Genomic DNA, 15,096 nt, shown 5'->3' with positions numbered 1-15,096 from the left:
CTTCACCCACGACCCGGCCGCGGTCTCCACTCGGCTCGGCACACTCAGGAAAGGAAAATCACGACCATGGGAAAGTTCTTCTCGCGGCTCGCAGTCGGTGTGGGAGCACTCGCTCTCGCTGCCGCCGGGACCTTTGGCGGGGCCAGCGTGGCTTCGGCCGCGCAAGGCACAGATGGCACACCTCCGGGGAACGCTGCCTCGGACACCACCGGAACGCTGATCGTCCACAAGTACGCCGGTAGCGTCACCTCCGATCCCGCTCTACCGAATGATGGCACCGCGCAAACCCCTGATCGTCCAGTGCTGGCGGGCATCGAGTTCACGGTCTGCCAGGTCGCCGGTATCGATCTGACAACCTCTGCTGGCTGGACAGCAGCCGAGAGCGTGACCGTAGGGACCGCCACTTGTAAAGACGGCACCACCCAGAGCTTGACCACCTTGGCCGACGGAACCGCAACGTTCGCCGGCCTTCCGATCGGGCTCTACCTGGTGACCGAGTCCGACTATCCGGACGATGTGACCCCCGCAGCTCCCTTCCTGGTGAGCATCCCTTACCCGTCGACCTCCGGCACCGGCGACGCCCAGACCACCAACTGGTTGTGGACCGTCCATGTCTACCCGAAGAACACGCTCAAGGGTAGCGGCGAGAAGACAGTCGCCGATCCGACCACGAACGGTCTCGGCTCTACCGTGCCGTGGCAGATCGCGACCCGCCCCATCGGGTCGTTCAACAACGGCCAGCCGCTCACCGCATACAAGGTGCAGGACTCCCTTGACTCGCGGCTGACCTATGTGGCCGACAGCGCCAAGGTGTACGTGGTGGCCCCCGGAGCAACTGATGGGACACTGCTCAACGAGGGAACCGAGTATGTTCTGACGGCGCCGACCGCTGCTGGCGGAACCCTGATCGTGGACTTCAACAAGACCTACGTCAACGGCCTTCCTGCTGGCACCACGTTCAAGATCACCTTCCACACCACCGTCACTGCCATCGGCGACGGCACTATCGAGAACTCGTCGACCGAGTACGTGAATGACGATACCGAGGGCTACACCCCGAACACCGTGACCACCGACTGGGGTGCTGCGAAGCTGCTGAAGCATGCAAAGAACGACACCACCAAGGTGCTGTCCGGAGCGAAGTTCGAGGTCTACAACTCGACGAACGGTGCCTGCGCCACGCTGGGCAGCAAGATCACCGTGAACGGAGCGACTGAGTTCACCTCGAACAGCAGTGGTGTGGTGGACATCGCCGGCCTGTACGTGGGCAAGAACAGCGAGACCGCTTCCCGGGTCTACTGCGTGGTCGAGACCGAGGCACCGCTGGGCTACGAACTGAACAACGCTCCTCAAGCGATCACGGTTCTCCCGGGTGCATATGCCCAAGGCGACTACACGCTGTCGATCCCGAACAATCCGGCCAAGGGCCCGAGCCTGCCGCTGACCGGTGGCCAGGGGACGATGCTCTTCCTCATCGCCGGTGTTGCGATCATCGGTGCTGCAGGTGGCACGCTGATCTTCCGCAAGGCTCGCGCCTGATCGCGGAGGACATGCGTCCTAGCTCGGTAAGTTAGATTTCGGTGGGCGGGGAGTGATCTCTCCGCCCACCGAGCCATGTTTGGAGACAACCAGATGCTTGATGTGGACTCCCGCCCGGACCAGGTTGGCGGTTCGCCTGCGCGCGGCCGACGGTGGCGGATGCCGTGGTTCACCGCAGCAATGTCGCTGCTGATCCTCATCGGTGTGCTGGTGCTGATGTATCCGAGCGTGGCCAGTTGGTTCTCGCAATACAATCAGTCCTCGCTGATTGAGGACGTCGTCGGCGCCGATGTGGAGAAGGGCCCGCCGTCCAGGCTTGAGGCGGAGATTGCCAAAGCAGAGGCGTACAACGAGGCACTGACTGGTGGGGCGCTGCTCTCACCGGCCAGCAACGTACCTACCGGCCAAGGCGAAGTCGAAGGAGAGTTCGACTACAACCAGCTGCTCAGCATCAACGGCACCGGCACCATGGGCCGGCTGAAGATCCCGAGCATCGACGTGGATCTGCCGATCTATCACGGCACCAGTGATGCGGTCTTGGAGAAGGGCGTCGGTCATCTGCAGGGCACCTCGTTGCCGGTGGGCGGCGTTTCGCAGCATTCGGTGCTGACCGCGCACCGCGGACTGCCCAGTGCGACACTTTTCGACAACCTCGACAAGGTGAAGATGGGAGACCGTTTCACGGTCGAGGTTTTCGGAGAGGTACTCACTTATCAGGTGATCTCGACGCAGGTGGTGCAGCCCGACCAGACCCAGCCCCTGATGCCGCAGTACGGGCGCGACCTGGTGACGCTGGTCACCTGCACGCCGCTCGGTATCAACACCCACCGCATCCTGGTTACCGGCGAGCGCGTCACTCCGACGCCGATCGAGGACGTCCAGGCAGCGGGTGCCAAGCCCGACGTTCCCGGCTTTCCCTGGTGGACGCTGGTGATCGGTGGCAGCTTCATCGTCCTCACCGGCTATGTGGTGTACTCCGGGCGCGTCGCCGACAGGTAGAACTGGGTGGACTCGCTCACACGCAGGCAGTGGCCGCGCCACTGGCTGCGTTCGGCGTGGTCTGAGCTTGGTTGCGTGGTTCGACGAACGCGCCTGCGCGCCGCTGGCGGTGCTGGGTCCAAGATCAGTATCTTGCCTAGACAGGTACCCCGGCGCGTGCACCCCGGCAGCTGCCCAGTAGCCTTTCCTCATCCCGGGGGCGGGCAGGGGAAAGGGGCCTCCCGATGAGTCTCAATGATGCGTCTCGCGATGAGCTGGTCCGGCTGCTGAGCCAGGCGCGGCAAAGCAAAGACATCTCCGTTCGCGCCGCAGCCAAGCTGGCCGGGGTGCCAACGGCCACCGCGCAGGGCTGGCTGTCCGGCAAGCACCTGCCCACGCCGGCATTGCGGGACAACTTCCGGCAGCTGTTGGCGGCGCTGGACCTGAGGATTCCCGAGGCCATGTGGAATCCGGACGCCGAGTTCGTGAAGGTTTCGGGCCGCGCGCCCTACCTGGGGCTGCGTCCATTCGGTGTGGACGACGCCGGTCTGTACTTCGGACGTTCGTCCCAGGCCAGGCGCCTCGCTGATCTGATCGACGCCCAGCCAGAACGCCGCGGGCTCATTGCGCTGGTCGGCGGATCGGGCAGTGGCAAGTCGTCGCTGCTGGCGGCCGGTCTGATCGGTGGCGAATGCGTGGATGGACGACTTGCCGGTTGGTCGGCAGCATCGTTGACCGCTCAGACGCTGACTGCCGACGTGGATGCCGACGTGATCGTCATCGATCAATTCGAAGAGATCCTCCAGCAGGACGTCGACAGGGTTTCCGCGGCGATGGATGCTATTCATGCTCTCGCACAGCGCGCCGTCGTGGTGATCGGATTGCGTTCGGATGCGTTCGGTGTGGCCGCCGAGCAGCCGGTGCTGGCCCCGGCTCTGGAGCATCCGATGCTGCTCGCGCCGATGACACGCGAGGAGCTTGTGCAGGCGATCGTCTGTCCGGCAGAACTCGAGGGAGTCGAGGTCGAACCGGAACTGGTCGATCTGCTGCTGGCTGATCTGGCGCGGGACGAGTCCGGCGGTCAGTTGCCGCATTCGTTGCTGCCGCTGCTGTCCAGCGCACTGTTGATGGTCTGGTCGCAGGCAGATCGGACCCGGATGACCACGGCCGATTATGTTCGCATGGGCGGTTTGGCGTCGGCGGTCGAGACCTTCGCAGAAAACACCTATCTGGCCTTGCCGCCGGCCCAGCAGGAGTTGGTTCCGGGACTGCTGCTGCGGCTGATCTCGGTGCATGGGGAAGCGGTCTTGCGTACTCAGATCCCGACGACGTCACTGTCGGAGTCTGAGCGAACGGTTGCGGAGCAGTTCTTGAAGGCTCGACTGCTGAGCGTCCAGGGCGACCAGCTGTCGATCAGCCATGACGCGTTGTTACAGCACTGGCACCGGCTGGCCGAGTGGGTTGATGACGGACGTCTGGACCTACGCGTCCGCGAGCATCTGCGGCGGGCCACGTCACTGTGGCTGGACAATGACCGCAGCTCGGACTCGTTGCTGCCGGTCGGTCGGCTGCCGGTGTTCACCGAGTTCGTGGCCGATCCGCGCAAAGCCGCCCAGCTCAGCGCCGACGAGCGCGACTTCGTGACGCGTAGTGAGGAGCATTTCACGTCGCTGCTCGACCAGGAGAAGGCATCGTCGGCCAGGCTGCGCCGCCAGCATCGGCTGGCCATCACGTTGGCCGTGATCGCCACGGCGACGGCGTTGGTCGCAGTGTTCACCCTGGTCAACACCCGGCGGGTGAAACTGGATGCCCAATCGCGTCAGATCGCCTACGCCATCCGGTCCAATACCAGCGGTGATGTCTTTCTGGAAGCCCAGATGGCGTTGGCCGCGAACGACCTGGCGGACACGGTTGAGGCGCGCTCGGTGCTGCTCGACACGAATGCAAACGATGTGCCCACGCGCTGGCTCGGGAACGGACCGTCGGTGATGGCGAAGGCTCCCGACGACTCAATGGTGATCCGTGCCGGGGCGGCCGGCGAGCTGACGCTGTGGCGCTCGGACGACCTGACCGCCACGGCTGGCCAGAGCTGGACGGTCAGCGACGACACCCGGCCGATGTATGCCATTGACATCGCGAAGGTGGACGGCCGGGTGCTGGCTGCCGCCGGGGGGACGAAACAGGCGAGCATCTGGGATGTCACCGGTGAACCCGAACGGCGCGCCGATATCGAGATCGGGGACGAGACCATCTTGGCAATGGCCTTCGATCCGGATGGCCGGTCATTGGTGCTCGGCGATTCGCTCGGTCACCTGCGGGTCTTCTCACTCGCCGATCCGGGTAACCCGCGCGAGACTGCCGAGGTCGACGTGGGGGCGTCAGTGACCAGTGTCGCATTCGATCCGACGCGTTCGGTGCTCCTTGCGGGCGGCGCGTCCGGCAGTATCGGACGCTGGAGCTTCGACGGGACCGAACTCGTGGCCTTACCGGCGTTGTCGTATGAGGTGAGTGGACGTACTCCGCGGACTCAGTCGATGGCTGTGAGCCCGGATGGGCATTGGCTGGTCGCCGGTATGGGATCCAGGGCGAGCGCGCGCTGGGACCTGACCGCACCGGACACACCTCCGGTGATCTCGACCGACTACGCGTCCTGGGTGAACTCGGTGCGCTTCGCCGACGCGAATACCTACATCACTGCGGACTCGGGCCAGCACGTGCGGGTGGTGGACGCAGCGACCGATCAGGTGACCAGGATCTTGTCGGGGCCGATGCTGATGACCTGTGCCGAGATCGTGAACGGGCGTCCGGTCGCCGTGGATACTGCGGGCACCCTGATGATCTGGTCGAGGTTCGGTCCCAGCCTGCGGCTGGAGGGCCAGCCCGCCTACCAATTCGCGGGCGATGCCGCGGGCAGCAAGTGGCTGGCCTATGCCGATCTCGGGCCGAGTTCGGTGGACCTGTGGTCGTTGACCGACGGGCTGAAGAAGATGCCCTCACCGGTGGTCCCGGCTGACGTCACCTTGTACAGCTCCATATGGATGGATGGCGCCGGCACCATGTTGTGGGCGGGCAGCACCGACGGCCGCGTTGTCGGCTGGCGGTTGAGCGAGACCGGGGCGTCCGAGCCCTTCGTGCAGCGGGTGCTGGACGAGTCGGCCGTGCTCAACAATGTCGTCGTCGACAAGACCGGGCGTTTGATGGTGGTCAGCGAATACCTGAAGAAGAGGTCCGTGCTGCTGCGGGTGGCCGATGACGGCAGCCTGACCGAGCTGGCTGTGCTCGATACCGAGACCCCCCAGATCGCACGGTTCAGCGCGGATTCGGGTCTGCTGTCGATCGGCATCGCCCAGAACGAGGTCAAGGTCTGGTCGCTGGCCGATCCGGAGCACCCGGAGCAGCTGCCCTCGGTCGCGACCGACTCGAACCCGTCGGTGACCGCGATGTCCCCGGCAGGGCCGATGCTGGCTGCCGGAACAGACCGGGGCACCGTGAGCGTCTGGGATCTGTCGAACGTGCAGGAGCCGAAGCTCGTCCACGAGTATCACCAGTCCCAGGCGGCAGTCTATGGGCTGAATTTCAGTCCGGATGGCACACACCTGATGGCCGCCGGTGGTGATGAGGTCTTCTACATGTGGGATCTCGAGGACTCGTCCGATTCGGCGGAGTTCATCCTTGATGGGCGGATGGGCCGGACGACCGACCTGATGTTCTTGGGTGATGGTTCGTCGTTCGTCGGGGCCGGAAACAACGGCGAGGTCAAGATCTGGGATCTGGATCTCACGCGGGTCGAGAAGGAGATCTGCGATCAGCGGGGAACACCGCTCAGTGACCTCGAGTGGCGGCGCGCGATCGTCGGGGTGAAGCCGTTCGACCCCTGCCGGTGAGGATCGGCCCCAGCCGGTGGTCACGAAGGCGAGGTGCCTGGCTAGGGGTGATGTTGAGGCCGGGAGAGTCCGTACGGTCTCGTACACCCTATGGTCTGGTCAGCCTCGGGTGGCCGGTTGGTACGGTGCATATGGACGTGCCGGGGGGCCCGCTGGAAACACGGGAGTGCGGGGCAGACAGCTAGCTGTTTGCCCCGCATGATCGATCACTGTTGAGCGGCGCGCGTTCTCGGCGACGGCAGCATCGCATTTGGACGAGCGTTCATTGGCGGTGCTGCCGTCTGCTTTTGTTCCCCGCATGATCGCCGGCCAGCTACTGACCGAGTCCGGCCACGGCGCGGGGAGGGCTCCCGCCTCACGCCCCCCGCCGCGCAACCAGCAGATGCCAGGCCCACAACCCTGCCGCGGTGATCCCGAAGGCCGCGCTGGCCAGCGCCATCGAGAAGACGGTGCCCGACACCGCCGGGATGACGACCCCCGCGATGAGTGCGTTGAGCAGCAACGAGACGAAACTCTGCAAGGACGCGGCCGTGCCACGTTTCTCGGGGAACAAATCGAGCATCGTCAACTGCAGGATCGGGAAGGCCAGCGACATGCCGAAGGCGATCAGCGCGGGGCCGACGATCGGCCAGGGCAGCTGGGTGGCCAGTGGTGACGACGTGAGGCCCAGATTCAGCGCAATCGCTCCCAACATGATGGCCAGCCCGATGCTCGCCACCTTCTGAGAATGCCCCCATTCGGCCAGCCGCGAATTCACGTAGGAGCCGAGAATCATGCCGGTGATCATCGGTACGAAGAAAACCCAGAAATCTCGTTCGCCCAGCCCGAGAAGCCGGACGATGAAGATCGGTGCACCGGCGATGTAGAGGAACTGCGCGGAGAAGCCGAGCGACGACGCGAACGCCAGCCGCGCGAACGGACCGTCCGCGGCCACATTGCGCATGTTGGCGAAGATCGGGCCCATCTGCAACGGCGTCCTTTTCTCTTCGGGGTGAGACTCGGGCAGCCCGAAGGTGATCAGAGCCAGCAGCAGTGCGGCGTAGCCGGTCAGGAAGAAGAAGATGACTTCCCAGTCGCCAATCGCCAGCAGCCAGCCGCCGACCACCGGTGCCAGCGCGGGCGCGATACCGAAGATCATCGAGACCTGAGCCATCACTCTTTGCGCTTGCCAGCCGTCATAGAGATCACGGACAAGCGCCCGGGAGATGATCTGGGCGGCGCCCGCGAAGATGCCCTGAACCGCCCGGAAGACCAGCAGCACGGCCAGGCTGGGGGCCAGGGCACAGCCAATCGAGGCGAGCGTGAAGGCGGCCATGCCCGCAACCATGACGGGCTTGCGTCCGACCGAATCGGAGATCGGGCCGTGGAACAGACTCGCGAAGGCGTAGCTGAACAGATAGATGCTGGTGATCTGCTGAAGAGCGGCATCCGAGGCGCCGAACTGTACCCCGATGCGTGCAAATGCTGGGAAGACGGAATCAATGGTGAAAGGTCCGATCATCGACAGCATCGCCACGATGATCGTCGTCTGCAGGCCAACACGTTTGCTCACCGGCACACCCTACGCGCTGGGGCGAACTCCCTCAGCGGGCCCGTTCGCAGTCTGGATCATGCAGGATCTTCGGTGCCGAATCTGCCACGGTCGGCGCTGCTGCTCGTCGGCCCACCTCGACGAGCCAGCTGAGACCGCGCGGTTGCCGTAAAGTTCAGTCATGATTCGTATTGCCACGATCGGCACCAGCAGGATCACCTACCAATTCGTCGATGCCATGGACCAGGTTCCGCAGGTCGCGCTGGCCGGGGTCTACTCCCGCAGCCCGGAAACCGCTCAGAAGGCCGCGACCGCCTTCGGCACCGACGTCACCTGGACCGACCTGGACACGATGCTGGGGTCGGACGATGTCGACGCCGTCTACGTCGCCAGCCCGAATGGCGCCCACTACGAGCAGGCACTGCGAGCGATCGATGCAGGCAAGCATGTCTTCTTGGAGAAGCCCGCAGTCCCCACCGCCGCCGAATTCTCGGCGCTGCTGGACACCGCGGCAGAACATGGGGTCGTGATCTTCGAAGGCATGCGCAACGCTTACGATCCGGGCACCTCAGCGCTCCGGTCCCTGCTACCCGACCTCGGACAGATCCGCCGGGCCTCACTGGCCTACTCGCAGCGGTCGTCCCGCTACGACCTGGTGCTCGCCGGACAATCCGTGAACATCTTCGATCCCAAGCTCGCCGGGGGAGCGCTGTATGACATCGGGGTCTATTGCGTATCGATGATGGTGGACCTCTTCGGCGCCCCGCAGTCGGTGAGCGCAGCAAAGGTGACCGTCGGATCGGGTGTCGATGGTGCGGGAGCCGTGCTGGCCCGCTATCCGGGCATGGTCGTCGACCTGTCCTATTCGAAGATCACCGCATCCGACCGGCCGTGCGAGATCCAGGGCGAGCTTGCGACCCTGACTTTCGACCGGATCGCGGCCCCCCGCGAACTCGTGGTCACCTACCTGGACGGCAAGTCCGAATCCCAGAAGATCGATCTCTCACCGGCGAACATGGCATTCGAGATCAAGCGGTTCGCCGAACTGGTCGCCGGGGCCGACCCGACCCCCGATCAGCAGAGGACACTGCACACTCTGGAGACTATCGACGCCATCCACGCCGCAATGATCTGACGCGCTGGCCGTCAGTCCGATTCGGGCTGGCCGAGCGCGGCCGCCTCCTCGGCCTCCATGCCGGCCACAAACCCGTGTTTGGACGACTGCCAGCCGTCCTCGGTCATCCCGGTGCGCCAATAGCCCGAGATCGACGCATCCTGCTTGGCCACGCCCCGCTCGACGAACAGATGCCGCCGCAGGTCCTTGACCATTTCGGCGACGCCGTGAACGAACCAGCTGGTCCTGCCCTCGGGGATCTCCGCCTCGCGCACCGCCTGGGCGAGCTTCAGCCCGTAGGGTGCGCCCTCCCGGAAGACCCAGACAATCTCGACGCCGGGCACCGACGGCACGTCGAAGACGGACGAGTGATCTGCGACTTCGAGAAATGCCACGGCCGTGGCATCGTCGGGCAACTCCTCCAGGGCGGCGCAGATCGCGGGGGCGGCGGCCTCGTCCCCCACCAGAACGAAGTGGTCGTAGTCGGCAGTGGGAGCCCACGCCCCGCCCGGGCCGAAGAAGTTGATCCGGTCGCCGGCCTTGGCCCGTTGCGCCCAGGGGCCGGCCAGTCCGGTGTCGCCGTGCGTGACGAAATCGATCTCCATCGTGCCGTTGAGCGGGTCGCGATGACGCAGCGAATAGGTGCGGGTGACCGGCGGGTGGTCGGCGAACTCGGCCGTCTCCTCGGGATCGACCGGCTGCGTGTAGGGCGCGTCCTGCGGTGGGAAGAGCAGCTTCACGTAGTGGTCGGTGAAAGGCAGATCGACGTCGCGCAGGTCGGGTGAGTCGAATGTCAGCCGGATCAGCTGCGGAGAGATCTGCTCGGATCCGATGACGGTGGCGTGGCGCAGAACGCGCTGGCGAGGTGGCATGGGACTCCTCCGATTGCTCCCGAGATGCTCAGTGCCGCTCAACGCAGCACTTAGGCCAGCCTAACTTGGAGGGTCAAGGGCCGCGCGCGCCCTGGTTGGCGCCCGGTGCCAGGGGTGGAGCGTGCCTGATCTTCTTCAGTTGGTGCCGATTTGGCCCGAATCGGTCGATTAGATCGATCTAACGCCCAAGCTGAAGAAGATCAGGCACGCCGGGTGGGCGAGACCGGCGCTCGTGGACATGACGACGGGGCCCCTCCTTCGAGAACTCGAAGAAAAGAGGCCCCGTCTCGGGCGTCCAGAAGGCGGACGAGATCGCTGCGGCTTCTGGGAGCTCTTAGTTCACGCCTCGCATCAGCTTGATGATCGGCCTGCGCGCCAGGAACAAGATGGCGCCGACGGCGATCGAGCCGAGCCCGATGGCCAGGAAGTAGGGCACCTCGTTGCTGGTCGAGTAGAACGCCGAGAGGGTGCCGGCCAGTGCCGAACCCAGCGAGACCGACAGGAAGTAGAGCGCCACCATCTGCGAGTGGTAGGCCCGCGGGGCCAGCTTCGTGGACAGCGACTGCCCGACCGGGGAGATACACAGTTCGGCCATGGTGAACAGGAAGAGGATGACGATGATCGCCCAGAAGGGAACAGTGCCGTCGGCTCCACCGGAGAACGGGATGAACGCGAGGAAGGCTAGACCCATGATGCCGGTACCCAGCGAGAACTTGACCGGTGTGCTCGGCTGACGGTCGCCGAGCGCCGTCCACATCGCGGCGAAGACGCCCGCGAAGATGATGATGAAGACCGGGTTGATCGAGTTCACAACGCTCGGCGGCAAATTCATGCCGAAGACGTGACGGTTGAGTCGCTGGTCGGAGTAGATCGCCATGACCGTGAACTGCTGCTGGAACAGTGACCAGAACACCGACGACGCGATGAACATCGGAATGAACGAGTAGACGCGACTGCGTTCGTCCACATCGATGTTCTTGCTGGTGAGGATCACCGCGAACAGCACCAGAGCAGCCAGCGAGGTGAGGATGACGACGATGGTCGACAGCGCCTCGGCCTTGATGACACCCGACGCGATGACGACGGCCAGCGCCACCACGACCACCAGCAGGCCGATCGTCCACTTGCGCCGCTGCTCCTTGGTGAGCGGGTTGGTCGGCTTCGAGCTCGACTCGCTCACGGTGTGGTGGCGCATGGCGACGTATTGGATCAGGCCTGCGGCCATGCCGACAGCCGCCAGCCCGAAGCCCCAGTGGAAGCCCTTCCAGCCCCACAGTGCGCTGGTGCCGAGCGGACCGATCAGGGCGCCGATGTTGACGCCCATGTAGTAGATCGAGAACGCGGCGTCGCGACGGTTGTCGAGTGGAGCGTAGAGGTCGCCAAGAGTGGTGGACGTCGTGGTCTTCAGCGAACCGCCACCCAGCGCGACGCAGACCAGGCCGGCGGCCAGGCCGGGAATCCCCGGGAGGAATGCCAGCGCCAGGTGGCCGATCATGACCACGATCGCGGCACTCAGCAGCGTCTTCTCGGAACCGAGCAGCCGGTCGGCGATCCAGCCGCCGAGTACGGACGAGAGGTAGACCAGGCCGCCGTAGGCGCCGACGATCGAGGTAGCAGCGGCCTCGGACAAGCCCAGCCCGCCGTCGCTGACGGAGTAGTAGATGTAGAAAGCCAGCAGGCTCTGCATCCCGTAGAAGCTGAAACGCTCCCACATTTCAACCCCGGCCAGGTTTGCCAGGCCCCACGGATGCCCGAAGAATCCACCCCGGCCTCGTTGATCAGCCTCGAATGGGGTGGGAGGCACCGCCGGTGATGGTTCGGATGTGGTTGATGACACGATGTCATTCCTCGTTCATGACTCCGCGGAGTCGTCGGTCTTGTGCCCGCAGCTCATTCTGCGAACCCGCGGCAGGCTATCACCTTCGGCACGGGAAGGAACAGTCTGCAGGAGATCTACCGCAGATCCTTCGGAAAAGGCGGAGGATCTGTCTCCATCAGGACCAGAAGACTCCGTGACTGATGGTCCGCCGTAGATTCTTCGGGCGGGCTGAGGTGTCCCGCACTGGCTTCGAAGAGAACTCCGCACGGGAAAACTACGGCGAAGGTAAGTTGATGGTGACCTCACCGGCGAGGTCCAGAGTGCACGCTCTGAGAATTGTCATCGAGAGGAAACCCCCATGGAAACCGCCCCGATCCTCGCTTGGACCTTGGTCAGCGAGTGCCCCATCCCGCCGGATGTGCAGCAGTTGCTGGTGCAGGGAGAACAACCTGTGGCTGCCTACCGGACCTTCCGCGACAGCGCCATCTTCACCAATATGCGACTGATCGTCCGGGATGCGCAGGGCATATCCGGCAAGAAGGTGGAGATCTATTCGCTGCCGTATTCCGCCATCAACATGTGGTCGTCCGAGAACGCAGGCACCATCGACTGGAACTCCGAACTGGAGATGTGGACCCGAGCCGGCCATATCAAGGTCAAGCTCAACAAGGGCATTGATGTTCGGCGTCTCGACAACTTGATCGCCCACATGGTGCTCCATAGCCGCTGACACTGTGCCGGGAAAGCGGCCGATTCAGCAGTCGCCTCAGAAGGATGATCGCTTCGTCCCGTGCTGGGCATTGAGACGATGATCCCGCTCCAGTCAGAGCGGGAATCGCAATGGCGGAGGATACGAGATTCGAACTCGCAGACTCGCGACTTCCAACTGCTAGTCAATGGGTCGATATGTTATTTGACTAGGCATTGTTGCGCGTCGCCGGTCACTCTGCGTGGACACGCGTAGGCATGGCAAGCGAATCTCGGGGCACACTCGGGGCACGAATCGTGCTTCAATCTGATACGAGATACGGCGGTAGCGGACGCGAGAGGGGGCTGAGCCATGACGGAGGGTCGTCGACCTTGGGGCAAGGTTCGTCAGCTTCCCTCCGGGCGTTATCAGGCCTCCTACATCCTCGGCAGTGTTCGCGGCGGCGATCAAGGAACCCGCTACACAGCGCTCCAGACGTTTGATGCGAAGGGCGATGCCTGGGGGTGGCTCGACCGCGAACACCGGCTGATCGATCGCGGCGACTGGACTCCGCCGATCGAGCGATTCCGCGAGGCCGAGGCGGAGCGCCAACGCAAGGAAGCCGTCAGGCAGGCAGCGGCGGCGGTGCCCACCATCGCCGCCTACGGCTCGCAGTACCTCGAGCGCGGTGAGCTCGCTGCCACGTCGCGGGACCGCTATCGCCAACTCTTCAAGTTCTACATCCTTGCCGAGCCCGCGACGATCACGCGGCGAGGGATGGTGAAGGGCAAGCCCGTTGCGAAGCACGGCATTGGCGCTGTGCGCGTCACCGAGTTGACCCGTGCCGACGTGCGCCTGTGGTGGCAGGGTCTCCCGGTCAGCACGCGCGAGTCCTCGTGCCGGCAGGCGTACGACTTGCTGCGAGCGATCATGAACGCCGCGGTCGAGGCTGAGCTCATCGAGGTGAACCCCGTCCAGGTCAAGGCGGCCACCCAAGCCCAGGCCTCGCGGGAACGTGATCTGGATCCCCTCCCGATCGACGTGTTGTACGCCGTCGCGGAGCAGATGCCCGAACCGTGGCGCCTAGGCGTCCTGCTGGGTGGCGTGCTCGGTCTCCGCTCGGGCGAGGTCCGGGCGCTGACGCGTCGCGACTTCAGTCTCAACGGCGAGGTCCCCACGGTGAAGGTCCATCAGTCCGTGAAGGAGGCGGAAGGCAAGGTCGAGATCGGACCGCTGAAGACCGCCCGCAAGGGCATCGCCTTCCGCACCCTTCCGATCCCGGCTGCTCTCGTGGGTGATGTGAGGATCCATCTTCGCGAGCACACACAGCTGGGTCGGGCGGGGTTGCTGTTCTGGCGCATCAGGGACGGCGGGCCAGTGAAGTCCGCGGACTGGCTAAGGGCGTTCAAGAATGCATGCAAGACCGTTGCGAATAACCTCGAGGAGGACGCCGTTCGTCGCCTTGAGCAGTCAGGAGAACAGGAGAGCGAGGAGTCGCAGCGCATCCGGGAACTGCTGACCGGCCAAGGGGGCTACGTCTTCCACGGAACCCGCGTGACGGGCCTCACCTGGGCCTACCGGCTGTCCGGGGGCAATCTCCGGGCCGTCCAAGCGATCGCCGGCCACACCTCACCGAAGATGGCGCTGCGCTATCAGCGCGCCGAGATGGACTACCTCGCCGCAGTGGCGGGCAACGTCTCGTCGATGATCGAGGCCAGCACCCGGAAGTGAGCCTCACCTTCGGTTGTCGGGAAACCGGCGGCTTCGTGCTGCGGTTAGAGGCTTCGACTCCTCGCCAGGCAGAACCGGACCGCCAGACTGAACGGGACCGCCAGGCTGAGCGGGACCGCCAAGCTGAACCGCCCGGTCTGATCCCTAATCGCTTGAAGGCCCGTTCCAGAAGTCACCGTGGGATTCGTAGATGTTGTCTTTGGAGATGCTGTTCTTGTGACCGCACTCATCACACTTCCACGTGTACCGGTGGTCATCGAAGCCAGACTGGACATTGAGGTGCGCGCCACATCGGTCGCACCACCAATCGATGTCGGGGAACCGCTCGCTCATTACGCTTCCCCGGCATCGGTATCTGGTGTGCGCTCGTCGACGCCCCCGCTGGGATAATCAGGGTGTTCCTGGCCGTCGACATCGAGCACGGCTCTCAACTGTTCCTTTGCTCCCTCGGCTGCGTCAGCACGCGCCTCGTACATTGACCAAAGTCTCCGTCCACCGAAGTAGACGCCGCCTGCCGCCAACGTGACCAAGGCACCGATCCCGGCCCCCTTGCCCAGTAGCGCAGGGGCGGCCTTCGCAACGGCACCGGACTCGATTGTGCGGATCATGTTCTCCACACCGCCCATTCGGGCTGCGGCTGTCACGATCTCCTGGTACGCGCCAAGGTTGCTCATTTTCCTGCTACTTCTTCACGATCGTGCTGCACGCCGTGCATCGGAGTTGGTTGGTCGTGTACGGCTGCAACGTGTACTTACCGCACGATGGGCACTTGTTTCCCTTGGCCATGGCTGCCAACCCCCTCTGCCCGAGACGATCCCGGCATGCCGAGCGTAGCCCTCGGTGGCTGCATCTGCAATCATTGATTGTGTCATCCCTTGTCAGAGGGCAGATATGAAGTCAATGCCCCCCGGGCCTTGGGTGACAACGGGTGATGCAGGCC

At 64.4% G+C, this 15,096-nt stretch carries 10 protein-coding genes; 6 read left to right on the top strand and 4 right to left on the bottom strand.

Annotated elements, in window-relative coordinates; genetic code table 11:
- Nucleotides 1-66 precede the first annotated feature (66 nt).
- The 3 genes from QUE25_RS05300 to QUE25_RS05290 all read left to right on the top strand — a co-directional run bounded on the left by QUE25_RS05300 (nucleotide 67) and on the right by QUE25_RS05290 (nucleotide 6,401).
- Nucleotides 67-1,539: a SpaH/EbpB family LPXTG-anchored major pilin gene (locus tag QUE25_RS05300; protein WP_286268104.1), complete on the top strand. Its 1,473-nt coding sequence runs from the start codon at nucleotides 67-69 to the stop codon at nucleotides 1,537-1,539.
- Between the two features lie 93 nt (nucleotides 1,540-1,632).
- A complete protein-coding gene (locus tag QUE25_RS05295) occupies nucleotides 1,633-2,538 on the top strand; it encodes a class C sortase (RefSeq protein WP_286268103.1) in 906 nt (301 codons plus the stop codon).
- A 224-nt stretch (nucleotides 2,539-2,762) separates the two neighbouring features.
- Nucleotides 2,763-6,401 (top strand): nSTAND1 domain-containing NTPase, encoded by a 3,639-nt coding sequence (locus QUE25_RS05290; protein WP_286268102.1) that lies wholly within the window; start codon nucleotides 2,763-2,765, stop codon nucleotides 6,399-6,401.
- 355 nt (nucleotides 6,402-6,756) lie between these two features.
- Here QUE25_RS05290 and QUE25_RS05285 read toward each other — a convergent pair whose 3' ends face one another.
- Nucleotides 6,757-7,953 carry a multidrug effflux MFS transporter gene (locus QUE25_RS05285; RefSeq protein ID WP_286268101.1) on the bottom strand — a complete coding sequence of 399 codons (1,197 nt, stop codon included), beginning with the start codon at nucleotides 7,951-7,953 and terminating at the stop codon, nucleotides 6,757-6,759.
- A gap of 160 nt (nucleotides 7,954-8,113) precedes the next feature.
- Between QUE25_RS05285 and QUE25_RS05280 the strand changes: the two genes are divergently transcribed.
- Complete coding sequence (locus tag QUE25_RS05280; RefSeq protein ID WP_286268100.1) at nucleotides 8,114-9,067, top strand: Gfo/Idh/MocA family protein; 954 nt, start codon at nucleotides 8,114-8,116, stop codon at nucleotides 9,065-9,067.
- A gap of 11 nt (nucleotides 9,068-9,078) precedes the next feature.
- On the opposite strand, the gene QUE25_RS05275 is transcribed toward QUE25_RS05280, so the two are convergent.
- Together QUE25_RS05275 and QUE25_RS05270 are read right to left on the bottom strand one after the other, a co-directional pair.
- The gene (locus QUE25_RS05275; RefSeq protein WP_286268099.1) at nucleotides 9,079-9,918 is read right to left on the bottom strand and encodes a siderophore-interacting protein; all 840 of its coding nucleotides are present in this window, start codon (nucleotides 9,916-9,918) and stop codon (nucleotides 9,079-9,081) included.
- Nucleotides 9,919-10,252: 334 nt separating this feature from the next.
- Nucleotides 10,253-11,722 carry a peptide MFS transporter gene (locus tag QUE25_RS05270; RefSeq protein ID WP_286268098.1) on the bottom strand — a complete coding sequence of 490 codons (1,470 nt, stop codon included), beginning with the start codon at nucleotides 11,720-11,722 and terminating at the stop codon, nucleotides 10,253-10,255.
- Nucleotides 11,723-12,095: 373 nt separating this feature from the next.
- Between QUE25_RS05270 and QUE25_RS05265 the strand changes: the two genes are divergently transcribed.
- Nucleotides 12,096-12,467 (top strand): PH domain-containing protein, encoded by a 372-nt coding sequence (locus tag QUE25_RS05265; protein WP_286268097.1) that lies wholly within the window; start codon nucleotides 12,096-12,098, stop codon nucleotides 12,465-12,467.
- A 330-nt stretch (nucleotides 12,468-12,797) separates the two neighbouring features.
- A complete protein-coding gene (locus tag QUE25_RS05260) occupies nucleotides 12,798-14,156 on the top strand; it encodes a site-specific integrase (RefSeq protein WP_286268096.1) in 1,359 nt (452 codons plus the stop codon).
- Nucleotides 14,157-14,488: 332 nt separating this feature from the next.
- Here the strand turns inward: QUE25_RS05260 and QUE25_RS05255 are convergent, their stop codons facing one another.
- The gene (locus QUE25_RS05255; protein ID WP_286268095.1) at nucleotides 14,489-14,830 is read right to left on the bottom strand and encodes a hypothetical protein; all 342 of its coding nucleotides are present in this window, start codon (nucleotides 14,828-14,830) and stop codon (nucleotides 14,489-14,491) included.
- Nucleotides 14,831-15,096 lie beyond the last annotated feature (266 nt).

Source organism: Brooklawnia propionicigenes (assembly GCF_030297015.1).
Classification (GTDB): Bacteria; Actinomycetota; Actinomycetes; order Propionibacteriales; family Propionibacteriaceae; genus Brooklawnia; species Brooklawnia propionicigenes.
This window is presented reverse-complemented; position numbering and strand designations above follow the sequence as displayed.